Genomic DNA, 26,028 nt, shown 5'->3' on the forward strand with positions numbered 1-26,028 from the left:
CAACTACCGGCGCAGTATAAGCGGTCTGTCCAAACAGGACTGAAAACATTACCAGCGTAGATTACAGCAGCAAAACCATGATCACACTGCACCAGACATATAGCTATAAGCGAAGCGGCATGCAAACCGCATCGCCGGTATGCCTGTGTAAAGGCAGCGTGATTTGAGGACGCACATGTAATCAGCAATATTGATAACAAAGGCCTCCGAGAATCCTGATTCCGGAGGCCTTTTTTATTTCTGTCGATAATTTGCTTCCGCCATCAGGGTTCTCCCGTAAAAGGGATCAGAACCGTGAACAGGTCACTGCAACACAACATCAAGACGATTTACCTGCTGGGATTTTTCACCGGCTTTATGGTGATCGTACCCGTATTCGTGCCACTGCTGCAGGGCCACGGGCTGTCGATGAGCCAGGTCCTGCAGACGCAGGCGCTGTTCGCGCTCACCATTGCATTGTGCGAGGTGCCTTCCGGTTACCTTGCCGACCTCTGGGGTCGTCGCAATGCGATCCTGGCGGGCTCTGCGCTGAACGCGGTGGGCTTCCTCTCACTGCTGTGGGCCGACACCTTTGTCGACTTCCTGCTGTACGAGTTCATCCTGGGCATCGGCTTCAGCCTTGTCTCGGGCGCTGATCTCGCGCTGCTCTATGACACCGAGGTCTACCTGCAGGAAAATGAATCCGGCGGCGCTGGCGCTGGCAGGTCCCTGAGCCGACTGATTGCGGTGGAAGCCGCTGCTTCCGGCATCGCCGGCATTGCCGCCAGCCTGTTGCTGATGTGGTCTCTTGACTCCGTGGTACTGGTACAGGCGTTTACCGGGCTCGCACCTCTGGTGCTGGCGCTGTTCCTGTGCGAGGCGCCGCGCCCGCGATCAGCGGAGATGACGCAGGTGAAAAGCCACGGCGACAACGCCCGACGCATCCTGGAACTGCTGCTGTTCGGTAAACCGGTGGTGTTATGGACCGCATTCGCCATCGCCGTGTTTGGCCTGCTCGCCGTGTACGTGTTCTGGGTCTACCAGAAATACTGGGAGTTGCAGGGCGTGCCCCTGGCTTGGTTCGGCTATATCTGGGCAGCCTTTGCCTTGACTGTGAGCATGGCCGCGCGCTTCAGCGAGGCGCTGGAACGCTGGCTGGGCTACCGCCGGCTGCTTTTGCTGATCGGCCTCCTGCCCCTGTGCGGACTGCTGGGTATGGCTTTTGGCAGTGGCTGGTGGGGTGTGCTGTGTGGCTTTGCCATCCAGATATCGCGTGGATTATCCATGAGCCTGTTTTACGAGGCGCTGAACCGGCGGGTACCCGGCGAGTTTCGTGCCACCGTCAATTCCCTGGTGAGCCTGGGTGTCAGGGCCATATTCATCGTCACCGGCCCGCTGCTGGGGCTGGCGCTGGATAGCCGCGGCATGCAGTGGACGCTGCTGTGGCTGGTGGCCATCTTCCTGCCACTGATGGGGCTGGTGCTGATTCCACTGACGCGGCGCATACGCAGCGAGCAGGCGCAGCCGGCAGCAACACCGGGCATCTCCCCCGCCGCCTGAGGGCGGCGGGCCTTCCTGCGAGTTATCCACCGCAAAAAACCCGCATGACAACGTTGTCCCGTCGGCAGAATGCGGTTAGACTGAGGTTTTGCCGGGTGTAGCCCCACCGATTATAAGGATTATCTCCGCACCATGACGGCCACCATAAAAGACGTAGCCAAGCTCGCCGGGGTCTCCTTCAAGACCGTGTCCCGGGTGATCAATCGCGAGCCCTCTGTGGGCGAAGACTTGCGTCAACGCGTCTGGGACGCCATCAAGGAACTGAATTACCAGCCGAATCTCTCCGCCAGGCAACTGCGTGGCGCGGGCAGTTTCATCGCCTTCATCTACGACAATCCCAACAGCCACTATGTCATTGAGATGCAGCACGGCTTACTGGCAGAGTGCCAGCGCCAGGGCTTTGAACTGCTGATACACCCCCTGTCTGTCGGTGACGACGATGTCACCGACGAGTTGCTGCAACTTGCCAGTAACGGCCATGTCGCCGGACTGGTCCTGACGCCGCCTTTCTCCGAGTCAATGGAACTCATTGCCGCGCTGGAACAGCGCGGCATACGTCACGTGCGCATTTTGTCCGGCGAGAGCGAATGCGACTGCACCGGACCCTGCGTGCTGGTTGACGACTACCACGCGGCATATGACATCACCCACTACCTGCTCGGCCTCGGGCACCAGCGCATTGCCTTCCTTGGCGGTGACCCGGAGCACGCCTCCAGCGACAACCGACTCTCCGGCTATCGCGCCGCGCTGCAGTCCCACGGCGTGGAGGAAAAGCCTGAATTGGTCATGGCAGGCGAATACACCTTCGATTCGGGCAGCGAGCGCACCGAGCAGTTGCTGAACCTGGCAACACCGCCCAGCGCCATCTTCGCCTGTAACGACGAGATCGCCGCAGGCGCACTGTTCGCCGCGCGCATCAAGCACATTGCCGTGCCCCAGGAACTGTCCATCGTGGGCTTTGAGGACAGCCCGTTCTCGCGCCAGAGCTGGCCCAAGCTGACCACGGCCCACCAGCCCAACGGCGATATCGCCGGCTCGGCAGCACGACTGCTCATAGAGAGCATTCGCTCCACGCGCCGCGGCGGAGATGATATGCCACAGCATTTGGGCTTCAAGCCTGAACTGGTTGTGCGCGATTCGACATGCCCGGCCCCGGTGTGACCGCGACGCTCACAGCACGCCGGATCTTCGACGGTGAGCGCTGGCTGCGGGATCACGTCATCGTGGTCGACGGTCAACGTATCAGCAGCGTAATGCAGCGCAAGCAGTTGCCAGCGGATACCCCGGTGACCGATCTCGGCGACACCACCATTGCGCCCGGGCTGATCGACGTCCAGGTCAATGGCGGTGGCGGCGTACTGCTCAACAACCAGCCCGACCGCAGTGGCCTGCGCAGTATCGCCCGGGCCCATCGCTGTGCCGGAACCACCGCCATCATGCCAACCGTGATCAGCGATACAGCGGCACTGGTGCGATCCGCCGCGGAGGCGGCGGCAGCGGCCATCGCCGATGAAGAAGCGGGGATCATCGGTTTACACATCGAGGGGCCGTTTTTTGCGCCGGCCCGCCGCGGCACCCACAAGGCCGACATGATCCGGCGCCCGGACGCCGGCGACCTGGAATGGCTGTGCCAGCCGCGGCCATTTCCACTCATGCTGACCCTGGCACCCGAACAATTACAGGCCGGCGTGGTCCGCATGCTGAGCGACGCGGGCGTACTGGTCTGCGCCGGGCATACGGACGCCGACTACGAACGGGTGCGGCAGGCCATTGACGAGGGCGTGCGCGGATTTACCCACCTGTTCAATGCCATGAGCCCACTGACCTCGCGTGAACCGGGTGCGGTGGGCGCCGCCCTGGAAGACGCTGCCACCTGGGCCGGCATCATTGCCGATGGACACCACGTGCACCCCGCCACCCTGGCACTGGCGCAGCGCTGCAAAGCGCGCGGCAAGCTGTTCCTGGTCAGTGACGCGATGGCAACGGTGGGCTCTGCGCAGGACAGCTTCGAACTCTACGGCAAGCGCATCACCGTGCGTGATGGCTGCCTGGTCAATGCCGAGGGGCGCCTGGCAGGAAGTGCAATCAGCCTGTTGGATGCCGTGCGTATTGCCCATCGGGAAGCCGGCATCGAGCTTGGCGAGTGCCTGCGCATGGCCTCGCTGTACCCGGCAACCTTTCTCAAACTGGAACACGAACGAGGCCGGCTGCAGGCAGGCTATCGCGCCGACCTGGTCGCCTTCGATGAACACTTCGCAGCAACTGACACCTGGGTTGGCGGGGAACACCTGGCGCACCCAGGGCAGCCCTGAACGAGAGCTATATGAAAGTCGTTATACTGGATGATGCAGCAGCCGTGGCGCGTTATGGCGCCGACATTTACCGCGAACAATTGCGCAAAAAGCCGGACTCAGTGCTGGGCCTTGCCACCGGCTCCACGCCGCTGAGCCTGTATCGCGAACTGATTGACGGCAATCGTCGCGGCGAATATTCCTTCGCCGGGGTCACCAGCTTCAATCTCGACGAGTACATGGGCCTGTCCGCCGATCACCCGCAGAGCTATCGCCAGTTCATGAACCGGGAGTTCTTTACGCACATCGACATCGATCCGGCAAATACCCACGTGCCGCCCGGCGACGCTGTCGATCCGATACAGGCCTGTCGCGATTACGAGTCCGCGATCGCCGCAGCGGGCGGCATCGACATCCAGTTGCTGGGCATCGGCCGCAACGGCCATATCGGTTTCAACGAGCCGACGTCCTGCCTGAACTCACGCACCCGGGTAAAAACCCTGACCCGGGAGACCATCGCCGACAACGCGCGTTTTTTCCGTGCCGACGAGTTCCAGCCACAGCTCTCCGTGACCATGGGCATCGGTACAATCATGGAAGCGCGGCTGATCGTGTTGCTGGCCACCGGCCAGAGCAAGGCGGCGGCAGTGCAAGCCATGGTGGAGGGGCCGGTCTCGTCCTGGTGTCCGGCATCGGCCCTGCAGTTTCACTCCTCAACCGTGGTCATCGTTGACGAGGCCGCGGCCAGTGAGCTCAGCGATCCGGCTTTCTTCAAGCACATCGAAGAGCAGAACCAGGCCCTGCTGGGCCGCCTGCGTGCTGCGGGTTCCGCCTAGCGGCGGTGAGCAGTCAGCGCCAGGCGTACCGCACCCTCGTCGGGCTGGCCCAGCGGGGCACGAATCCGCGCTGCAACATCGGCGGACAGCCAGGGCGTGATGTGCACGGCGAGACCGCCCAGCAGGCAGAACTCCCCTGTTCCGGCACGCTGCAGGCGACGGGCCAGGGCATCCAGATAGGCGGCACCTTCCTCGACAATTCCCCTGGCCACCGCGTCGCCGGCAGCAGCCGCCGTAAACACCAGCGGTGCCAGCGCACCATAGTCCCTTGAACTACCCCCTGCCATGGCATCCACGATGCCGAGGCTGGCCGTACCCAGGTGTGATTCGATAGCGCCGAGCAGTGTCGTGGCCGGGCCCAGTTCGTCCATGGCCAGCAGGGCGGCTTTCAATGCTTCCAGCCCTAGCCAGGCGCCACTACCCTTGTCGCCAAACGGGAAACCGTGGGCGCCAAAGCTGGTGCCCACGCCATTCACCAGGCTGTAACCGACGGAGCCGGTTCCGGCGACAATCACCGCCCCATCCGCGCCCGCATGCGCGCCCAGGCAGGCTACATGGATATCCGTGGCCAGGTAAAAAGCGGCGAACGGGTGTTGCCATGCTGTCATCTCGTGATGGCAGCGCGGGATATTAACGCCAGCCAGTCCCGCGCCAACAACCAGCCCGCCCAGCGCGTCGGCGGGCAGTTGCGCGTCGGCCAGCGCCTGCCGGGCGGCCTCTACGATCGATACGCGCGTCTGGCAGGCGTCCTGGAAAGCATTGGCCGGGCCGGCAACGCCCGTACCCAGTAATTCACCCCGGGTATCGACCAGCCGCGCCTTGCACTTGCTGCCGCCACCGTCGATACCCAAAAATAACTGATCCCTGCTCATCGCTTTCCACGTCAACGCCCTGAGGGGCCTTCATTGCATTTATTGCGTAATTATGACAACGTTGTCATTTGTACAATACGAGGCGATGACAACGTTGTCAACGAATTCTTCGCGGGCCACGCGGGGGCTGGGGCTGGAATTGAATCAGGTGCAGACGGACGGCTGCAGCGAGCTCTGGCTGACGCTGCACAACTCCACCTCGAGGACACTGCGCAACTGGGTGCTGCACTGCGACTTGCTGCGCGAGATCGAGCCGGGGCAAGACACCCGCATCCTCGGGCGGGTCGGCAGTCACATCCGCGTTACCAGTAGCCGCCACCAGGATCTCACCGCGGGCGGCAGCGTCACGCTCTGCCTGCTGGGCGCAGCAGACCTGTTGCAACGGCATACAGACCTGCCTGCGGGCGTGTTCCTGGTAACCGGCGCTGAGACCCTGCCGGTGACACTGGCCTGCCCGCAATTCCCGCCGCGTCGTCAGCGCACGTCGACAACACCAGCGGTGTCCCCTGCGGCCCCATCCGCGGTCTCCCCCGCCGGCGCCCTGGTGCCACCGCCTGCAAGGTCCTCCAGCCTGCCCGGCCACTGTGACTGGCCCGCGTCAGTCACTTTCGCCGCAGTATCCGCGGCGGCGCCTGCAGTGGCGTGGTTGCAGCATATGTTGGGGCAGGCTTGGACCCCGGCGGATAGCGAGGACGCCACCCTTGTATTCACCCTGGTCGATGACTTCGCGCAAGAGCAGTACCGCCTGCAGGTGATGCCCGGCGGTGTTACCGTGACCGCGTCGCATGCCGAGGGGTTTCTACGCGCCGCGGCCAGTCTGCTGCAGCTCCTGGACATGCGCCCGCCGGGCAGGGGTGACCTCTCCTGTCAGCAGATAGACGACGAACCCCGACACGCCTACCGCGGCCTGATGCTGGACTGTGCCCGGCATTTTCACAGTGTGGACACGTTGCTCGAATTGCTGGACTGGATGGCCCTGTACAAGTTGAATTACTTCCACTGGCATCTCACCGACGACGAGGCCTGGCGCCTGGAAATCAAGGCCTTCCCGCAGCTTACAGAGGCAGGTGCCTGGCGCGGTCACGCTGAAGTGCTGCCCCCGCAACTGGGTAGCGGTGCACAACGTTACGGCGGCTACTATTCCCGTGAAGATGTTACCCGGGTGGTGAACGCCGCAGCCGCGCGCGGCATTTGCGTTATCCCGGAAATCGATATTCCGGGGCACTGCCGGGCTGCCATCGCCTCGCTGCCGCAACTGCTGTGCGAGCCGGCCGACATATCGGCATACACCTCAGTACAGTTCTTTAACGACAATGTGCTGAACCCCGGCCTTCCCGGCACCTACGCATTCCTTGACGCGGTGCTGGATGAAGTCTGCGCGCTGTTCCCCGGCCCCTACGTGCATATGGGCGGCGATGAAGTCCCCGCCGGTGCCTGGACAGGCTCACCCGCCTGCGCCCGGCTCATGGCCAGCGAGGGCTACAGCAACACGCGGGACCTGCAGGGGCACATCATGCGCGTAGCCCAGGAGCGACTGGCCGCCCGGGGACGCACGCTGATCGGCTGGGAAGAAGTGATTGAGAGCGGCTCGCTTGACGCGCGCACACCCGTTTGCGCCTGGACGGGCGCGGCCGCGGTAAGCCGTATTGCCGCCAGCGGCCATCCTGTAATCGGCTGCCCCGCGCCCTGGGCCTATCTCGACATGGCATGGAGCGCAGATGCCGACGAACCGGGCCTCTACTGGGCCGGCACAGCCGACCTGGAACAGTGCTTCCAGCATTTTTCCGCTCAGGGCGAACTGCACGCTCCCCTGTTCGGGGTGCAGGGAAATCTCTGGTGCGAGTTGATCGATGACCGGGAAAAACTGTGTTACATGCTGTTTCCACGCCTGTTCGCTATTGCCGAGTGGGGCTGGTGCGGCGCTACCGGGCAGGACTGGCCGGCTTTTCTGCAGCGCAGCCAGCAACAACACCAGTTACTGGCTGCGCGCGGCGTCCACGGCCGCGCAGTCAACGCCTAGGGCGCTGCGACTCCGCGATCAATTCGCCCCATGCCCCGGACCATCCATGCCAGGGCAACGCTACAAAGCAACAGCAAACCAATCCCCTGGGCGTACTGCAGACGCAGCAAATATCCTACCCCGAACATACCGGCATAAATCGAACTACCGCCCAGCGCGAAATACCACAGGGATTCGCGAAAGCTGCGCTCCGGGGCGTAGCCCTCGGCATACTCGCGCCAGAAACCCATCGGCCGCGTCCTGGCCACAAAGCGGCGCAATTGCGCCGCCTCGACAGGTGCTGTGACCAGCGTCGCGACCACCGAAGCCAGCGCAGAGACAAGTGAAATCCAGCAGATCACGTGCACGGCATGGCTGGCCATGAACGCAGGGAAAATCGAAATCTGTCCATCGGGTAGCAGTGCGTTCTGGCCGGCAATGTAGTTGGCCAGCGCCAGCACAAACCCGGTCAGCATACCGCTGATCTCCGTCCAGGCATTGGCTCGCCACCACAGCCAGCGCATCAGGTGAGGCAAGCCCAGGCCCGCCATCATGCCGCCGTACAACTCCCACATGGAACCAATATTATCCACCGTGCTCGCGACGACGATTGCCATCAGGGCGATCACCAGCGTGGCCAGCCGGCTCACCGTGGTGAGGTGCTGCTCGCTGGCCCGGGGGTTGATGAAGCGGTAGTAGAAATCGTTCGCCAGGTAGGACGCGCCCCAGTTGATGTGTGTAGACACCGTGGACATGAACGCCGCCATCAGCGATGCCAGCATCAGGCCCATTAAGCCGGCGGGCAGCAATTCCCGGATCATGGCCGGATAACTGCGCTCGCGATCTTCGCGGAACACGACGACGGTGGCCTCGTCTTCCGCCGCCACCGCGGCCGCGCTGAGCCCGTCGCGAGACAACTGTCCCTCATCGCGATACAGCAATGCATACTCGGGGACACTGCAGGCATAGCGATTCTCCAGGCACTCACGCATCTCAAGGGTACAGGCCTGCTCCTGGTGCAGGCACTCGGTAAACTGGCGTGCAGCCAGGTCCACATCCGGTCGCGGGAAGATCACCAGCGCAGCGACCCCGGCGATGGCCCAGGGCCAGGAGCGCAACATAAAATTGGCAAAGCTGTACCACAGCGCGCCCTTCTCCGCCTCGCCTCCGTCGCGTGCGGTATACAGGCGCTGGGCCGTGAACCCGGAGCCGTCAACAGTGCCGCTGGTCCACCACATCACACCCAGCGTCAGCACAAAAGCGGAAAACGGGATACCCAGAGACCCCACTACACCGTCACCAAAGTCCGGCACGAAAGCGGCAACCCTCTCATGAGTCAGGTAGGGTGTGCCATCAAGACTGGTCGCCGAACCATCGGAGGGATAGATTGCCGCCAGCCCATCCCACATCGCCTCCAACCCGCCAAGGTGGGACACCGCGAGGACAGTAAGCAATACCGACATACACATCGCCAGCGCGAACTGGACCAGGTCGGTAATGATCACCGCGCGCATACCACCGAGTGCAGAATAGGCCAGGGTGACGACAACGAGTACGGCGATGGTCAGGGTGTTATCGAAACTGCCAAACAGCAAGGCTTCCGGGTAGGCCGCCTCCATCGCGCCATAGAGGCCGCTGCCCAGCAACCACTGCCAGTCCATGAATGATTCGGAAATCTTGCTCATGCCGGCAAAAACCCAGCCCAGGATCACGCAGTTCACCAGGGTGGCATTGATGAAGGCCTTGACCGAGCGCAAGGTCGCCGCGGCGGGACCGCCGTAGCGCAGCTCGGTGATCTCCACATCGGTGACCACGCCGGATGTACGCCACTTGCGTGCGAAAAACACCGTCATGGCAACGGAACCGAGCACCCCGCCCCACCAGAACCAGTTACCGGCAATACCATAGCGCGCGATCCAGCCGGTGATCGCCAGCGGCGTGTCGGACGCGAACGTGGTGGCCACGATCGAGGTGCCCAGCAGCCACCACTTCATTTTCCGACCGGCAGTAAAGAAGCCTTCAACGCCACCTTCACTGGCCTGGTCCTTGACCAGGAATCCAACCAGCAGTGATGCGCCCAACATGGCCGCGATCACCCACCAGTCCACTGGCGCCAGCACGGTTTGTTCCATTGTTGTTCCTTTACCGTGAAAAACACAGCCTCATAAAAAAAGGGCCGATACGCAAGTATTCCTCACATATCGACCCTCAAAGGGTTACAGAGATACCTCCTCACCCGACATGGGCGTCACCGCAACGCCCGACACACAACTCTAGAAGTGGTAGTTGAAGCCCACCGTGTAACGTGCACCGTTGTCGTACAGGCGCGCGCTGCGGCCGGTGTCGATGTGGTAGTGCTCCAGCTCTTCACCGGTGATGTTCACACCTTCAAAGACGATGTCCCAGTCGTTGTAAACGGTAAAGGTGATGCTGGTATCCAGCTGGCCGTAATCATCGATGTACATCTCCGAGCCAAACTCAGACAGGCCGTCATACCATTCGGTACGGTAGTTGTAGGACAGGCGCGCGCTCATCCAGTCGTTCTCGTAGAAGCCGGTCAGGTTGGCCATATGCTCTGACGTGCCGCGCACCAGGCCAGACCCGGGGTTGTTCACCGGATCGCGATCATCCTTGCTGTCGGCATCGGTGTAGGTGTAGTTGGCGATGACACCGAAGTTGCCGAAGTTCTGCTGGTAGCTGACCTCAAGGCCCTGAACTTCCGCGCCCTTGCCGTTCACCGGCTGCACGAACAACACGTCGACAAACTCGCCCTGCTTCTCGTCGAAGCGTTTCTCCACCGAGGTGCTGGAGATCACGGAGTCGCTGATGTCCTTGTTGAAGTAGGTGAATGCGAGCAATGCCTGATCCTGGAAGTACCACTCATAGGCCAGGTCAAACTGGTTCGCAGTTTCCGGGTCCAGCTCCGGGTTACCGCGGCTGCCGGTGCGGGTATCGGTATTGGCCGATTCCTGGTTGGCGATCTTCACGTAGTCAGGACGCGCCATCACCTTGGCGGCGGAGAAACGCAGGATACTGTCATCAGTGAGATCGAAGGCCACGTTCATGTTGGGCAGCACTTCTGTGTAGTCGTGGTCAATGGTTTCCTGACGCACGTTGAAGTCGCCGCGGGGATCGAGCAAATCCACCAGCAGCTGGTAGCCGCCGAGCTGGTCGATACTGGCGGCGAGCCAGTCACCGTCCCAGTTATAACCCTGCGACGCGACCTCGGTCTGTACTACACGCACGCCGAAATTACCGCGGAAACCCTCGCCCTCAAATTCGAGCTGGCCGTACGCCGCGATAATCTCCTCGTTGACATCCCAGGTATCGGGCAGGAAGAGAATGGTAGCGGCATTGGCATAGGCTTCGGCCGGGAAAATGACCGAGGCGGCCTTGCTCATATTCATCAGCGGGTAAGGTGCACCGGACTCGTTGCGTGCGTAGTCCGCCAGGGTGCCGGCATCGAGATTGCCGTACAGCCAGCGATCCCAGCCGGAGGTGTCCGAGCCGCCGCCATATTCGGTGGCATCGTCAGAGTGCATGGCATCAGTCAACCAGTGGAAGCGTGTGCCGTTCTGGAACTGGCTCTTGTCGTGATCGCGATAATTCATGCCGGCCTTGATGCCGTTGAACACGCCCATTTCCAGGGGGAAGTCGAAGTCGACGGAGGCATAGTCCTCTTCATCTTCCATGATGCGCTTGTTTTCCATCATCCAGCCGAGGCCGCGGGTCACAAGCTGCTCATCACTTTCCACCTGTCCCTCGAAGAAGGGTGTGTGATTCAGGCCGCTGAAGCTGGAGCCGTCGAGGAAACGGTCAAAGCCATACTGGCGATCACTGGAGGTGCCGCCTTCCGCTTCGGTGTGGCCAACGCGCAGGTCCATGGACCAGGTCTCGAAATTGTGGCTGTACTGCAGGTCGATGGACTCTGTCTCGCTGTAGGACACGCGATCGATCACGTAATATTCGGCGTAGTTGTTGTCCACTTCACCTGCCACCACGCCGCTGCCAACGCGACGTGCTGTGGCCGGGTCGATAGTGCCGCCGCCAGCCTGGCCATTGAACCACTCGTAACGGTTATAGTTGGTGTTGTCTGCATCCAGCTCCGAGTTGAGGTAGGTCAGGGTGAATTCGCCGGCATCCGTGGGGCGCCACTGGCCTGTGATCAGCGCGGTTTCACGCTCACGGTCCTGGGTGAAGTAGGCGTCACCGATTGCGCGCGGTGTCCACAGTGGGCCGAGGCCAAAGTCCTGGAACTGGTAGCCCAGCACTTCTGTTCCCTCGCGCAACACGGTGCGGTCCTGCTTGGTCAGGGAAACGTTGATACCCAGGGTTTCGGCATCATTTTTCCAGGAGTACAGCGCGGACAGGTTCGGGTCCCACTCTTCGGAATTCTCGGAATAGATACCCTGGACCTGGACCACGCCACTGTTGGCTTCCATGTCCAGCGGCCTGCGCGTGCGCAACATGACAGTACCGCCAAGGGAACCTTCCTGGATGCTGGCTTCCGGTGTCTTGTAGACCTCAAGGGAGGACACGATAGTCGAGGGCAGCAGCGTGTAGTTGAAGGCACGCGAGGGATTGTCGAGCACGAACCAGTCCGCTGAAGCGACCGCCGCACCGTTGAGCAGGGTCCGGTTCTGGTCCGGGGAGGTGCCGCGCACGGCAATCTTCTCACCTTCACCAAAACCCCGTGTCACCGAAACACCGGTGATGCGCGACAGGGAATCAGCCACGTTCTTGTCGGGAAACTTACCGAGGTCCTCTGCGGTAATCGCATCGACAACGGCTCCGGCGTAACGCTTGGTTTCCAGGGATTCCTGCAGGCTGCTGCGGATTCCGGTGACCACGACCTCTTCCAGTACCGCGGGTTCTTCCTGTTGCGCCTGCGCTGCAACAGAACCGACGACACCGGTCAGGGCCAATACGGCCAGTGAACTGTGCAGGAACGTGGTCTTGCTCCCGCTGAGCTTTCGAATGCTTGAATTGATGGTATTCACGGTATTCCCTCTTCGGCACCTTGTTATATCCACGCCGCCCGTCTGAGACAACGTTGTCGTGAGATACCCTAAAAGCCTGTGACAACGTTGTCAATGAATTTTTTTCAGGGTGCCCTCGGGCGCCGCCAACAGACCGCCAGAACGGGCAAGGCGGCAACGCTAACTGGCTGAAGTAGCTGGAAAAGTTATTTGACCCCACTCCTGTTTCGCGCAATCCTTCGCTATCAACAGCAACCCCGGATGACGGCTTATGCAACAACTTTCTGGCCAGGATGCCATGTTCCTGCACGCGGAGATCGATGGTCTGCCACAACACATCGGCGGTGTCAGCATCTACGATCAGTCCACCGCGCCTGGCGGCAAGGTCCGCTTCAAACAGATCCTGGACATGCTCGAGCGACGCCTGCACCTGTCACCGATATTCCGTCGCAAACTGGCCTTTGTGCCGGGTGGCCTGGGGCGGCCTTACTGGGTGGAAGACCCGGACTTTGACCTGGAATACCACGTGCGCCACATTGCCCTGCCGAAGCCGGGCGACTGGCGCCAGTTGTGCATCCTGACCGCGCGCATTCACTCCATGCCGCTACGACGCGACAAGCCCATGTGGGAAATGTATGTGATCGAGGGGCTGAACAACGTCGAGGGCTATCCACGGGGCTGTTTCGGCCTCCTGCTCAAGGTGCACCACTGCGCGATGGACGGCGCCACCGGTACGCAATTCATGAATATCGTCCACGACCTGACACCGGAGACCCGGGATCCCGGCAATCCACCGCCCTGGATCGTGGAACGCCCGTCAAAGGCGCGTATGCTGGGTCGCGCCTACCTGGATGCCTGGCGCAAACCGGGCCAGGCGCTCGATTTCATCAAGGAATCGATCCCCGCCGCCCTGCGCATCCGCCGCGGCAGCAAGGCCGGTTCTTTTCACTTCATCGAGGACAAGCCCACCACGCGCTTCCAGGGTAAGATTTCCCGACACCGGGTGGTTGGGGCAAGGAAGTTCGACTTCGAGCAGGTGCGGGAAATCAAGAACAGTGTACCGGGCGCCACCATCAACGACGCCATGCTGACCATCGTCTCCGGCGCCATGCGCCGTTACCTCGAGGACAAGGGTGAACTACCGGATGAATCACTGGTGACCGGCTGCCCTATCGATGTGCGCTCGCCAGAGGAAAAGGCCGCCGGTGGCAATATGGTGGGCTTTATGAACGTGGCCCTGTGCAGTGACATCCTCGACCCGGCAGCGCGACTGGCAGCGATTCACGAGGAGTCACAGAACGCCAAGACCTATGCCGAAGCGCTGGGACCCCGCTTCGCCGTTGACCTCACCGATGTACTGCCGGGTAACGTGCTGTCCCTGGCCGTGCGCACGGCCTCCGCCACCGGCCTGTCAGAGGCCAGCGTGATGTTCAACACCATCGTCACCAACGTCCCGGGGGCGCCCTACCAGTTGTACATGTGCGGGGCCGCCCTGGTGGACTCCATCAGCCTCGGGCCGCTGTTGCCGAATGTCGGCCTGTTCCAGATCGTGTACAGCTCGGTGCAGAACAAGAAGGGCAGCATCGTGCTGTCATTTACGGCTTGCCGGGAAATGATGCCCGACCCCGAATTCTATGCGAAATGCCTGCAGGCATCCTTTGATGAACTGTATGCGGCCACGGTCAGGAAAACGAAGAAGAAGAAAAAGCCTGCGGCAAAGAAAAAACGCAGTCGGACTAAAGGAACTGCTTGATCAGCGCGTGCACATTGACCCGCGCCCTGAGCCGACTGGCCAGCAGGAACATGCCACCCAGCTTGCGGTGGAAATACACCGCATCGGTCGGTGGTGCCTGCCAGAAGTCGCGATAATCGGTCACGTCCTCGGCCATTGCCGACATGCGGTTGGCCATGTCGGAGCGCGCGAAATCGTAAGGTGCGTCCTCCTGCAAAGGCTCCAGCGCCAGCAGGAACAGTGACAACACCAGTTCCCGGTAGTCACTGTCCTCATCGCCCATGGCGTAGCCCACTTTCTCCGCGGCGGCGACCAGGCGCTTCTCGTTGCCGGCAATCGCCGCTTTTACCAGGCTGCGATAGGCATTGGCAAATCCGGCCTTGAAACGCCGGGTAGCACCGAAATCAAGCAGTACTATCTTGCCGCTGGCCCGATTGTACTGGTAGTTGGCAAAATTGGGATCTGTCTGCACCATGCGCAATTCGAACAGTTCCCTGAACATCAGTTCTACCAGCGAGGTCATCACCGCATCGCGTTCTTCCTGCGGCAGGTCGGCGATCGACTCAATGGGTTCGCCGCTGACATAGGTCATCGCCAGCACCGTCTGGCGAGTGAGGTCAGGCAGCACCTCCGGCACCAGGAAACGTTCATCGCCAGCAAGCAGATCACCGAAGGCGGCAAGGAATTCGGCCTCCTTGTTGTAGTCGGCCTCATCCTTGAGTTGCGCCTTGGCGTCATCGAGTAGCGGCTGAATATTGAATTCTGTCGGCAGTAATCCGGAAACCCGCAGCAGTGCGGCGATATTGTCGACATCCGCATCGATACTGCCCGCGACACCGGGATACTGCACCTTGAGCACAATCTCGCGCCCGTCCGGGGAGACAGCCCGATGCACCTGCCCTATGGAGGCCGCAGCCAGGGGCCGGTGCTGAAACCCGTAGAACACCGCCTCCCAGTCTTCGCCGTAGGCATCGGTCATGACCTTGTCCAGTTGGCCCGGTGGCATATAGCGCGCATCGGCACGCAAGCGGGCGAGTATGTCGGCCAACTCCCGGGGCAGGAAGTCCCCGGCATCCATGGACAGTATCTGCCCTACCTTCATGGCAGCGCCGCGCATGGTCGCCAGTTGGTCAGCCACGCGGCGGGCATTGGCCGGTGTCATCAACATGTCCCGGGCGCGCGGCCTTTTCCCGGCACGCAACTGGCGCGTGCCCTCCGCGAGCATGCCACCGGCGACACCGCTGGCCATGCGCGCCACCCGGGCAAAGCGCCCTACCCGGGAAGTCGGTACTGCCTTGTGCTTCTCATTACGCTCGTTACGGTCTTTTGCCACGCTGTTCTCGCTCCTGCCAGGCTGCCACATGGGCCTCGATCATGTCGCAGGCATTGAACTGGGCATCCAGCACCGCGATAAAGTTAAATACGCCTGTAAGCTTGCGGGCGATCAGTGCAAAGTCCCGTGATGGCGGCGTGAAGTGCCGGCTGGCAGCAGACGCCGCCGCTTGTTTGCCGGCGCGCTTCATCAGGCGTGAGCGCCCCCAGCAGTACTCGCCACGCTCGTTGAGGTACTCTGCGGGCAGTTTGTCGACTGGCCGCAGCGGCTCCAGCAGGTGTAAACAGAAGTCGGCGAACATCTTCCTGCCCTCCTCGCTGGCATCCGGCTGCAGGCAACCCAGACCTATGAGGCCGTCGACAATAGCGGGCACGTCCTCGCGCTGGCTGGCAGCGATGGTATGACGCAGGTGGTAGAGAAAGTCCTCGGAGCAGTCCAGCACCGAGCCGAAGTCCAGCAGCGCCAGTTCATCATGTGCATGCTTTTTGCGCCGGTCGTCCAGGCGCAGCAGGTAGTTACCAAAGTTCGGATCGGTTTGCAGTACGCCCCAGTCATAGAGCTCGTAAAAAAACAGTTCCAGCATCGCGCGAGCCAGCGCATTGCGCCGCGCCTGGGACAGGCCGGCAACATCCGCATCGATAACCGAGTAACCCTCGATATACTCCATGGCGAGAACCTCGCCACTGCAGTATCGGGGGTAGAGTTCCGGCACGTGATAACGCACACCGTCGAGTTCGAGGCCGGCCACGCGCGCGCCCATCTCCCGTGTTAACCGGGCCTCGCGCTGGTAATCGATTTCATTGTGCAAATGCGTGCGCAGGGATTGCATCCAGCTGTCCAGGTCGCGTCCGGACTTGACCCAGCGGGCCAGCACCAGCATTTTCACTACCGCGTCAAAGTCGCTGTCGATCATCTGCGCCAGGCCGGGATACTGTACCTTGATACAGATCCACTCCCCGGTATCGCGAATTTTGGCCAGGTGCACCTGTGCCAGTGACGCCGCCGCGATGGCCTCGGGATCAATTTCCAATTCGTCGAAAACCGGGCCCAGTGAACCGCGCACAAAGGACTCCAGCGCATCCCAGTGCAACGGTTCAGTTGCATCAGACAGGTCGCGCAACGCATCAACCAGCACCGGAGGCAGGAAATGCTCGCCAAACAGGGCCAGCATCTGCCCGATCTTGACGTAAGTGCCCTTGAGGCGCCCCAGTTCCTCGGCGAAGCGCTGGGCCTCACGCCGCGCGAATTCCGATTGGGGATCATCCTCACTGCGCCCCAGCACCCGCGACATGGCGCTGTCCACTGCCAGCGCCCCGCCTGCGCGCAGGCCGGCCATGGATACGGACAGACTGCGACCCAGAGCCCGGGTGGGAAACGGTTTCTTTTTCCTGGCCACGCTATACCTCGGCTTTCTGATGGCTGCTGGAACTAGACCTGGTCGCGCGCCGGCAACTGCAGCGGTTCACCCTGGCCTTCGGCACGCTTGAACGCGGGACGCGAGGTCATGCGTTCAAGGTAATTACGCGTCTGCGGCTTGAACCGTTCATCGAGTTGCAGCGCCCTGGCAAAGAACAACGCGTAGGTAACGGCAATATCGGCTATCGTGAAACGCCCATCCACCAGGAACTCGTGACTTTCCAGGTGCGCGTCCAGGCGCCGCAAACGCGCGATAAACCACTTGGCGTAGTCGTCGGCGACGGCCTGCTTTTCAGGGCTGGGCTCGAGGTAGTAATAGCGCATGGAAATCGTTTGCGGAAAGGTCAGCGTAGCATCGGCATGATGCAGCCAGTTCAGGTAGTCACCGTACTGCGCATGCTCCGGGCGCAGGCCGAAATCGTATTGCTGGTAGCGGTCAACCAGGTACTGGCAGATAGCCGACGATTCCGTCATGTGCGTATCGCCATCGACAAAATACGGGACGGTACCCAGCGCGTTGACCTCAAGGTAATCGCGTTGGAACACCCGCGGCGGAAAGGGCAGTATCTCGATGTCGTACTCAAGGCCCATCTCTTCCAGCGCCCACAGCGGGCGCAGGGAACGCGAGCCGGCACAATGCCAAAGCTTCATACAGGAACTCCGTTAGAGAAAAGTCATTATTATGGGTGGGGCATACTACCGGAGTGGCCTGCCGCTATACAGTGAGACAAGTCAAGGAAATCGTGTTAGGCGGGGCGCGCAGGCAGGTGCGCTACCAATGCCGGGGGCAACACCCCGGCACGGTAACTGTGTGACAGTTCAAAGGTCGAGCAGGCCCCGGGAAGAACCCGGAGCCGGAGGCTGGGCTCAGTCCTCGATCTCGCCGGTCTCCAGGCGCTTGTTGTAGATCGCCTTGAGCTTGTACAGGTCCTGCTGCAGTTCGAAGAAACCGTGCCAGTGAGCGTAATCCGGTGCGCCCATCATGGCGCCCTGCCGCGCCCGACGGCCCTGGTGGTGCCAGAGGTAGTAGTACACGATCTGGAATTCATCCGTCCAGGGATTGTCGCGCACCAGCCCCTTCTCCTTGAGCTCGTTGAGCATCGCGGTGGCCGGCTCGTAATAGGCCTCGTTGTAGAGCCGTACGGCCTTGTCACCCTGCTTGAAGAAACCCTCGGTATGCGACTGCGTGTGGCAGTTGTTACAGACCATTTTCATCTTTTCACGGCCGGCGGGGCCATCACCCAGCAGCGGGCTGAGCACATCATCCGAGCCGCGCACATTGGATTTCTTGGCCCACAGGTTCCAGTACAGGCGCTCGCTGATATTGTGGGTGACAGCCAGTTCACCGATGCCGCTCATGTGACAGGTGGCGCAGGTCGGACCGCGGTAATCACCCGGCTCCCAGGCATCGGGCGCGGAGTCCATTTTCCACTCATCACCCTCGGTGTTGTAGATGTGGCCATGCTTGGAATTGTTGAAGATTTCGATGTTGGGGTGGTCCGGCCCCAGGTGGCAGGAGGCGCAGGCGTGCGGGTGCCGGGCCTCGGCAATAGAGAACTTGTGCCGGCTGTGACAGGCGGTACAGCTGCCGGTGCTGCCATCGGGATAGATATTGCCCATGCCGTTGTTGGGCCAGGTTTCCGGTGTGGGGCGGTTGTTTTCATCCAGCTTGATTTCGGTACCGTGGCACTGCATACAGCCGGTTTCCCCGGGGGCACCCGAGAGTTCCGGGTGATTCTGGCCCTCATGCACGATTTGCAATGCGTGCAGGCTGTCCTTGGGAATAATCTGGCGATAGGCGCGGAAGTGGCCGGAGGCGTCGAACTGTTCCTTCGCATCCACGTGGCAGCGTCCACACACGGCGGGAGATACCAGCGCCGATACGAACACCGGGGTGTCCTCGACGTTGGCGTGCCGCGTTGCATGCGGCGCGTCCTCGGGCACCTGGTGGCAGTCGATACAGGAGATACCCGCATGTGCGTGGCGGCTGTCGGCCCAGTCGGATACCTGCCCCGGGGAAATTTGCTGGTGGCAGGTGATACAGGCCTTACCTTCTGCGCTCAGGTCGCGATTGATCTTGAGGGTCTTCACCGGCGCAATGCTCATGGACGTATCGGCCTGGGTCAGCGCGACAACGCCCAGCATGACGATGGACAGGCCAATCTGCATTAGTGCTTTCATTATTTTTCGCCCTCTGGTTTGGGCCAGCCCATGGCCTCGAGATGATAGCCCAGCCGATTGTGGCCGACATGCTCGTGGCACTCTACGCAGCTGTAGTCGTCTGGATCATTGAAATAACGGCGATGCCCGCGGAAGGCCTTGCGATTGCTCTCGGTGGCCTCCTGCAGGTACTTGTGGCAATTCAGGCAGGATGAGTCGTAAACGAATTTTTCGCGACGCTCGCGAATGCCGTGCCAGTCGATCTCGTGAGGCTCCTTGAGCAGCGACATGGTCGGGTCGACAATGCCGTGTTTTGCCTTGACCACGAAGTAGTGCAACGAGTTGTCGTGCGGTAAATGGCAATCGTTGCACGCAGCGCGGAAACCGTACTGGTTATTCCCCCCGTGCACATCTTCACGATAGGCAGCAGCAATCGGCTCATAGCCATGACAACTGGTGCAGAATTCGTAGTCCCCGGTTGCGTGGAACGCGGTATCGAAGACAGCCCAGCTGGCAATCGCACCGATGCCCACGACAGACAGCACTACAAGGGCCTTGACTATCCGATTATTGAATAGATTCACCGAGCATTGATCCCTGGTTTCTAATTCTCGTTTTATTGTTGTCCAGTGCTGGCAGGCTCGACCTTACTCCCCTGCCAATCACGCACAAACTTTCAGGAAATCATAGCAGAGCACCGCAATCTGGCAATCACTAATCTGCCTTTCACCCTATGGCGGGGAGAAACTGGTGTCGTGAGCTCCACATCGTTGTTCCCGGTTCAAAAATATCGCGTTGGACTCGCAGATATTCCCCTTACGGGGTAACCTTGTGAGCCAACGCTCAAGCGGGCCAACCGCCGGTTATTGTTCACCACAGGCTCACGCAGTAAATGATCGATTTCACAATGTGGGGCAAGGCCCTCAACCAGATGCCAAAGCTTTCGCCGCATGAGTGGCAGGCTCTGGACCCTGTCGCCAAGTGGCTCATCGCCTGTCGCGCCTCGGTGTTGTTTATGACCTTCACCGCCGCCGCCCTCGGTGGGCTGCTGGCATGGCGTGCGGGTGCCTTCCAGTGGGATCTCTGGCTGGCCACGGTGCTCGGCCTGATGTTCGCCCACGCCACCAACAACCTGCTCAATGATTACACTGACTCGCGCCGGGGTATCGACAAGGACAATTACTACCGCAACCAGTACGGTGTGCACGTGCTGGAAGACGGCCTGATGAGCGAGAGCCAGTTCTGGCGCTATGTGGGCGTTACTGCAGGCTTGGCCCTGGTCCTGGGCGGCTGGCTGATCTACCAGCGCAGCGGCCTGACCCTGGATCTCATGTTGGCAGGTGCGTTCTTCGTACTGTTCTACACCTGGCCGTTAAAGTACTACGGCATGGGCGAGCCCGCCGTGCTCCTGGTCTGGGGGCCGCTTATGGTTGGCGGCAGCTACTACGTGCTCGCCGGGAGCTGGAGTTGGGACGTGACCTGGTTGAGCCTGGTGTTCGCACTGGGCCCCACCACTGTATTGTTCGGCAAGCACACCGATAAACTGGAGGCCGACCGCAGCAAGGGCGTGAATACGCTGCCGGTGATCCTCGGCGAAGCCGCCTCCCGTTACAGCGTGCTGGCGATGATTGCCGCACAATACCTGCTCTGTTTGGCCCTGGTCTGGTCGGGCAGCTTCAGCTGGCCCCTGTTACTGGTCCTGGTCAGTCTGCCCGTGCTGCCGCAGCTGTTCTCCGTTTACGGCAAGCCCAAACCGGCGGAGCCACCGGCAGATTATCCCAGCGGCGTCTGGCCGCTCTGGTTCTCCGCCTTTGCCTTCCAACACACGCGCAGGTTTACATCCCTGTTCCTGCTGGGCGTGATCGTCGATACCGTGCTCGCATGACCAGGTTCTTTCTACGATCTGCCAAAGCCGCCTGCGCACTGTTGTTGTGTCTGCTGTGGGGCCCCGCACTGGCAGCCACTGACGCCGCCGAGGCGATTCAGCCCTGCCTCGACTGCCACGACTACGGCGAGAACGCCCCCGCCCACCAGGTCTTACTCGGTTCACACGGCATCGACGGTGACCCGGCAGACATCGGCGCTCGCCGCGGCTGCCTGGACTGTCACGGAGAAAGCGCCGCCCACATAGACGACCCGCGCCGGCACGGGCCCGACCTCAGTTTCGGACCCCGCTGGACCGCCAGCGGCAGCGCCCAGGACAGGCCCTGCCTCGACTGCCACCTCCAGGACAGCGCCAGCGACTGGCAGAACGCCTTGCACATGGTCAACAACATGACCTGCATCACCTGCCACGACATCCATACCGAGCAGGACCGGGTGCTGGTAGCCTCGACGCAGGGCCAGGTGTGCACCACCTGCCACAAGGCACAAAAATCAGGTATCCACGATCTCGGCGCCGGGGGGCCGGAGAATCCTCCCTGCAGCCTGTGTCACAACCCCCATGACCACCAGGAAGCCGGGCCGCGCATGGCGGAGAATGCCTCAGCCGGCTGCACCTTCTGCCACGATGCGGGGCAGATGTCTTCACTGGCGGCACTGAACCCACGAGCGGGGAACTTCCACCAGGCCGTGGAGAGTGGCAAACGCGCATGCCTCGACTGTCACCAGGGGATATCACATGCTCCCGAGGACAGCGCGCCGCTACTGCACCCGGCGCCCGTGCGCGGCCGCCAGGTCACCCTGTTCTATCCGGGCAATGCCACACGCGAGTGGCTGACCAGCGGCCACCCGGGCTCACAACCGCTGCGCCAGGGCACCGAATGTGCCCTGTGTCATCGCGGCGACGAGGCAGCCATGGGCGCAAGTCTGGCGCCGGACCTGGAACGCCCCTGGCGCCAGGTTGGCATGGCCTTCTCACGCACCGGGGACGGCCTGCAGATTGACCTCACCTGGCGCGGCGACTCTGCCGACCAACAACTGGCAATGATGTGGGGCGATGACGACAACACCGCATTTCGTCGCGGCGGCTGTTTTGCCGCCTGCCACGACAACAAGCAGGGCAAGGCCAGCACGATTCTCAGCCATAGCTCGAGCACAGGCACCGATGCGGCCATGGGGGGGACGAGACCCGGGGCAACACTCTGGACTATCGACCTCGCCAGCGCCGAAGTCGCCGTGTCGCGCCTGGGGCCCGCTGCCGGTGACGCCTCCGGGCGCACGGTGACAGCCAGTGTGAATAAAGCTGGCGGCGAGTGGTCGGTGCGTCTCCTGGTAAGCCCCTCCGACCCCAACGCTCCCATGCCACTGGCGGGAGACCAGCGCTACACCTTCGGCGTCGCCATGCACGGGCGCGACAATCCCGGACGCGAACACTGGGTGTCGCTACCGATGACCCTGAGCCTGTCAGGACAGAGCACTGACTTTATAGTCGAGTGAACCGCCCGGCGGACCGACCCCGCTCTGCCCGGACCTGCGCCTGAGGCCCCCGGTGCCGACGATCGTTGCCGGGCGAGATCTCCAGCGCTGCGCTGGCCCGGGGGTTGCGAAAAACGTTAACCCAGATCAAAAAAGATCCAATTCCCGGCACTCAGGATTGGCGCGCCGCCCTTTTCTGTACAATACTAGCCACAAGCCGTGTATTAATTGGTGCCGCCCATTCTCTGAGGGGATCAGTTTCGGGCAGTGCTGAGGGCTGGGCCGCAAAGCGCCCCGAACCAGTGCACAGGCGCCACAAAAACGAGCCGAGTAACGTAAAAATGATAAATGGACTCGTGCGAACGCTGCTGGTCGCTTGCTGGCTGTCAGCGAGCCACATCGCGTTGTCTGCTGACGAACCGGGCTGCCTCGATTGCCATGAGGACGAAGCCGGGTCGGTCGTGCACAACGTCTACAAGACGCTGCATGGCAACCTGGATGGTGGCGGAGCGTCTGCCTGTACTGCCTGTCACGGCACTTCTGCAGCACACGATCGGCGCGGTCGGCGCGAAGCACCCGATATCAGTTTTGGCCCCAAGTGGCTGTCGCCGCTGGAAGACCGCAACGGCGCCTGCCAGAGTTGCCACGACAACGGCAGCCAGTTGCTCTGGGCGGGCAGTGAACACGAGCAGGAGAACATGGCCTGCACCGATTGCCACGACTCCCATCAATTGCGTGATCCCGCACTCGACGAGCTCAGCGCACAAAACCAATGCACTAACTGCCACACCCAGGTGAAGGCGCAGTTGCACCTGCCCTCGCGCCACCCCATAGCGGAGGGCAAAACCGCCTGTACCGACTGCCACAATCCACACGGCAGCGCCAGCGACGCGGCCCTGCACCAGGTCACGCTGAACGAGAACTGCTACAGCTGCCACCAGGAAAAACGCGGGCCCATGCTCTGGGAGCACGAACCGGTTACGGAAGACTGCGCCCTGTGTCACAAGCCGCATGGCTCTGTACACCCGGGGCTGTTGACCGCTCGTGGGCCGGCACTCTGCCAGCAATGTCATTCGGCGGCCTTCCACCCCAGCGTAGCCTACGGGGCCGAGGGCCTGCCGGCAGGCAGCAGCAACCGCAATCTGCTGGGGCAAAACTGCATGAACTGCCACAGCCAGGTACACGGATCCAACCACCCGTCGGGAGCGCGGCTGACACGATGACCAAGCGCACGCAGATACCGTTCCAGTTGACCGCCCTCGGCGCTGCCGTGCTGGCAATTAGTGGTGCTGTTGCCCAGACTGAAACGGAAGAAGATACCGCCGCACAAGCTATTTACACCCCCCTGTTGATCACCGGGCGCTACCTGGATACCCGCTGGCAGGGCGACTACACGGGCGGCATACAGCTGGGCCTGGGTTACACCTCGGACGACAACTTCATGTTTGGCCAGTACAACGGCCTGTATGAGGAAGACATCAAGATTATCGGCAACCTGCGCTGGCAGGACATTTCCCCGGGGGACAGCTACTGGCGCGCGTCGGTCGATGACCTGGGGCTGGATACGCGCCAGGGAGAAATCGCCTGGGGAAAAAGTGATCAACTGCGTCTGTCTTTCGGCTTTGATTCGCAGATCAAGGCTGGCAATAACACGGGGGCAACACCGTTTCGCGGCGGTGACAGCCCCCTGCGCCTGCCTCAGGACTGGGTAACGGGTTCAACCACGGGCGACTTCAGCCAGTTGCAGGCCAGCCTGCAGCAATTTGACCAGGAACTGGAACGCGACAAACTGAGCGCGGCCCTGGCCATGCGCCTCAGTGATGCCTGGCATATCGACGGCAACCTGTCCTACGAGGAACGCCAGGGCACCGACAGCACGGCAGGCGCCATCTATTCCGACGCCTCTACGGGCGACGCGGCCCTGCTGCCACTGCCCGTTGATTACCGGACCACCGAGTTCGATGCCGGCGTCACCTACAGCGGTGGCAAACTGAACCTTGAGGGCCGTGTCAATTACTCGGACTTCGACAACAAGGACGATATCCTTGTCTGGCAGAACCCCTACCGCTCGCGCTCTCCAGAGAGCGTGGGTGGGCTGGGCCTGGCCCCCGACAATGACCAGTTGCAAGGGCGTTTCACCGGCCAGTACCTGTTCAGCCCGAAGGTGCGCCTGCAATTCGATGGCAGCTATGCCGTGTCCAATCAGGACCAGTCCTACCTCGATTACAGCGCCAATCCAGCGGCTGTTGTAGTCGAACCCCTGCCCCGTGACAGCTTTGACGGCGAGGCGCAGACGGGGACCCTGAATGGCAAATTGTGGCTGCGCCCACTGCGCCAGATGGATGTGGAAGTCTTCTACAAGGCCCGGGAACGGGACTACGACAACCCCCGGGACGGTTACCGCTACATTCGCGGCGACGGCAGCAGCCAGCCTGATGCAGCATTGACGGTATACAACACATCACACCACTTCCTGTCCCAGACCACAGGCCTGGAGGGCACTTACCGCCTGCCAATGCGCAGCCGCCTGCAATTCGGCTACGCATTCGAACGCGTGGAACGGGAAAATGCAGCGGTTGAAGAAACAGAGGAAGACCAGTTCACCCTGGGCTACCGCATACAGCCGCTGGACAGCTTCACCGCCCGCCTCGAGTTGCTCTACGGCAACCGCAGCGCGGATACCTACAACTGGGACCAGCGCTATTACGCCCTTCTGGACGTGGCGCTGATCAATGCCACCCCCGACAACCAGCGCTATATCAACCACCCCGAGCTCAGCCAGTACTACATGGCCAACCGCGAGCAGGAACAGGGCAAGCTCGACCTGGCCTGGATGCCGGCAGAAAACTGGAACCTGAACTTCAACCTGCTGGTGCGCAACGACGACTACGACAAGACCTACACCGGCCTGCGCTATGCCTACTGGGAACGCTATCACCTCAGCGCCAGTTACAGCCCCGGTGCGAAACTATCAGCCTCGCTTTACGGTGGCTATGACCGCTTCGAATCTGAACAGATGGGCCGCAGCTTCCGCGGTGGCGCCGAGAAGAACGCCTTTGAGATCTATCCACCCCTGCCCCAGGCCAGCGACCCCGACCGTGACTGGCGCATGGATGCCACCGACACCAGCATCACCCTGGGTGCCAACGTGATGTGGCAGCTGAGCGAGAGTATTGATCTGGAAGCAGACTACAGTTACGTCGATACCGAGAGCGACCAGGCCTACCGCAGTTACGGTGCGGCGGACGTGAACCCGCAGGACCTGCCGACGGTGTCAACGACACTGCATCACTTCCGTGCCAGCGGCAACTGGCATATGCGCAAGGACCTGTCGCTGCGCCTTGATTACCAGTACTACCGCTATCAGGACGATGACTGGGCTTTGCAGGGCGTTGCTGCCGACACTATCGACAAAGTACTGACATTCGGGGCACGTAACCCCAATGAAAAGATTCACTACGTGGGTGTATCGGCGATTTATCGCTGGAACTAGCACCAACCATGCCCCCGGAGG

The 26,028-nt window shown here is 61.5% G+C and carries 18 protein-coding genes; 10 read left to right on the forward strand and 8 right to left on the reverse strand.

The annotated features are described in order from the left end of the window. The first annotated feature begins 294 nt into the window (after positions 1 to 294). The 4 genes from F0M18_RS18300 to nagB all read left to right on the forward strand — a co-directional run bounded on the left by F0M18_RS18300 (position 295) and on the right by nagB (position 4,666). The gene (locus tag F0M18_RS18300; protein ID WP_149612913.1) at positions 295 to 1,539 is read left to right on the forward strand and encodes an MFS transporter; all 1,245 of its coding nucleotides are present in this window, start codon (positions 295 to 297) and stop codon (positions 1,537 to 1,539) included. Positions 1,540 to 1,671: 132 nt separating this feature from the next. After that, positions 1,672 to 2,700: a LacI family DNA-binding transcriptional regulator gene (locus F0M18_RS18305; protein ID WP_149612914.1), complete on the forward strand. Its 1,029-nt coding sequence runs from the start codon at positions 1,672 to 1,674 to the stop codon at positions 2,698 to 2,700. Beyond that, a complete protein-coding gene (gene nagA / locus F0M18_RS18310) occupies positions 2,682 to 3,851 on the forward strand; it encodes an N-acetylglucosamine-6-phosphate deacetylase (RefSeq protein WP_149612915.1) in 1,170 nt (389 codons plus the stop codon). Before F0M18_RS18305 ends, nagA begins: the two co-directional genes overlap by 19 nt. A gap of 11 nt (positions 3,852 to 3,862) precedes the next feature. Continuing rightward, positions 3,863 to 4,666 carry a glucosamine-6-phosphate deaminase gene (gene nagB / locus F0M18_RS18315; RefSeq protein WP_149612916.1) on the forward strand — a complete coding sequence of 268 codons (804 nt, stop codon included), beginning with the start codon at positions 3,863 to 3,865 and terminating at the stop codon, positions 4,664 to 4,666. Here the strand turns inward: nagB and F0M18_RS18320 are convergent. Then, positions 4,663 to 5,538 (reverse strand): BadF/BadG/BcrA/BcrD ATPase family protein, encoded by an 876-nt coding sequence (locus F0M18_RS18320; RefSeq protein WP_149612917.1) that lies wholly within the window; start codon positions 5,536 to 5,538, stop codon positions 4,663 to 4,665. The genes nagB and F0M18_RS18320 overlap by 4 nt on opposite strands. A 94-nt stretch (positions 5,539 to 5,632) precedes the next feature. Between F0M18_RS18320 and F0M18_RS18325 the strand changes: the two genes are divergently transcribed. Further along, a complete protein-coding gene (locus F0M18_RS18325; protein WP_188109804.1) occupies positions 5,633 to 7,558 on the forward strand; it encodes a beta-N-acetylhexosaminidase in 1,926 nt (641 codons plus the stop codon). Here F0M18_RS18325 and F0M18_RS18330 read toward each other — a convergent pair. Further along, on the reverse strand, positions 7,555 to 9,669 hold the full coding sequence (locus F0M18_RS18330) for a sodium:solute symporter family protein (protein WP_149612919.1): 2,115 nt from the start codon (positions 9,667 to 9,669) through the stop codon (positions 7,555 to 7,557). The two genes, F0M18_RS18325 and F0M18_RS18330, sit on opposite strands and share 4 nt — an antisense overlap. A 141-nt stretch (positions 9,670 to 9,810) precedes the next feature. Continuing rightward, positions 9,811 to 12,537 (reverse strand): TonB-dependent receptor, encoded by a 2,727-nt coding sequence (locus tag F0M18_RS18335; RefSeq protein ID WP_188109805.1) that lies wholly within the window; start codon positions 12,535 to 12,537, stop codon positions 9,811 to 9,813. A 250-nt stretch (positions 12,538 to 12,787) separates the two neighbouring features. Between F0M18_RS18335 and F0M18_RS18340 the strand changes: the two genes are divergently transcribed. Then, a complete protein-coding gene (locus F0M18_RS18340; protein ID WP_149612921.1) occupies positions 12,788 to 14,269 on the forward strand; it encodes a WS/DGAT/MGAT family O-acyltransferase in 1,482 nt (493 codons plus the stop codon). Here F0M18_RS18340 and F0M18_RS18345 read toward each other — a convergent pair. The 5 genes from F0M18_RS18345 to F0M18_RS18365 form a co-directional block, all read right to left on the reverse strand. Continuing rightward, entirely contained in the window at positions 14,253 to 15,581 is a 1,329-nt protein-coding gene (locus tag F0M18_RS18345; protein WP_262500992.1) for an ABC1 kinase family protein, read from the reverse strand. The two genes, F0M18_RS18340 and F0M18_RS18345, sit on opposite strands and share 17 nt — an antisense overlap. After that, positions 15,565 to 16,977 carry an ABC1 kinase family protein gene (locus F0M18_RS18350; RefSeq protein WP_262500993.1) on the reverse strand — a complete coding sequence of 471 codons (1,413 nt, stop codon included), beginning with the start codon at positions 16,975 to 16,977 and terminating at the stop codon, positions 15,565 to 15,567. The genes F0M18_RS18345 and F0M18_RS18350 overlap by 17 nt, the downstream gene beginning before the upstream one ends. Before the next feature lie 32 nt (positions 16,978 to 17,009). Continuing rightward, a complete protein-coding gene (locus F0M18_RS18355; protein ID WP_149612922.1) occupies positions 17,010 to 17,648 on the reverse strand; it encodes a glutathione S-transferase family protein in 639 nt (212 codons plus the stop codon). A gap of 216 nt (positions 17,649 to 17,864) precedes the next feature. Beyond that, positions 17,865 to 19,178, reverse strand: coding sequence for a multiheme c-type cytochrome (locus F0M18_RS18360; protein WP_188109807.1), 1,314 nt, complete (start codon positions 19,176 to 19,178; stop codon positions 17,865 to 17,867). Continuing rightward, the gene (locus F0M18_RS18365) at positions 19,178 to 19,741 is read right to left on the reverse strand and encodes a cytochrome c3 family protein (RefSeq protein ID WP_188109808.1); all 564 of its coding nucleotides are present in this window, start codon (positions 19,739 to 19,741) and stop codon (positions 19,178 to 19,180) included. Before F0M18_RS18365 ends, F0M18_RS18360 begins: the two co-directional genes overlap by 1 nt. A 308-nt stretch (positions 19,742 to 20,049) precedes the next feature. Between F0M18_RS18365 and F0M18_RS18370 the strand changes: the two genes are divergently transcribed. From F0M18_RS18370 to F0M18_RS18385, 4 genes are all read left to right on the forward strand, one after another. Continuing rightward, complete coding sequence (locus tag F0M18_RS18370) at positions 20,050 to 21,042, forward strand: prenyltransferase (protein ID WP_188109809.1); 993 nt, start codon at positions 20,050 to 20,052, stop codon at positions 21,040 to 21,042. Then, positions 21,039 to 22,535, forward strand: coding sequence for a cytochrome c3 family protein (locus tag F0M18_RS18375; protein WP_149612924.1), 1,497 nt, complete (start codon positions 21,039 to 21,041; stop codon positions 22,533 to 22,535). The genes F0M18_RS18370 and F0M18_RS18375 overlap by 4 nt, the downstream gene beginning before the upstream one ends. Before the next feature lie 320 nt (positions 22,536 to 22,855). Beyond that, positions 22,856 to 23,737 carry a DmsE family decaheme c-type cytochrome gene (locus F0M18_RS18380; protein WP_149612925.1) on the forward strand — a complete coding sequence of 294 codons (882 nt, stop codon included), beginning with the start codon at positions 22,856 to 22,858 and terminating at the stop codon, positions 23,735 to 23,737. Continuing rightward, positions 23,734 to 26,007 carry an MtrB/PioB family decaheme-associated outer membrane protein gene (locus tag F0M18_RS18385; protein ID WP_149612926.1) on the forward strand — a complete coding sequence of 758 codons (2,274 nt, stop codon included), beginning with the start codon at positions 23,734 to 23,736 and terminating at the stop codon, positions 26,005 to 26,007. Before F0M18_RS18380 ends, F0M18_RS18385 begins: the two co-directional genes overlap by 4 nt. Positions 26,008 to 26,028 lie beyond the last annotated feature (21 nt).

This window comes from Pseudohalioglobus sediminis (assembly GCF_008370495.1).
GTDB lineage: Bacteria > Pseudomonadota > Gammaproteobacteria > Pseudomonadales > Halieaceae > Halioglobus.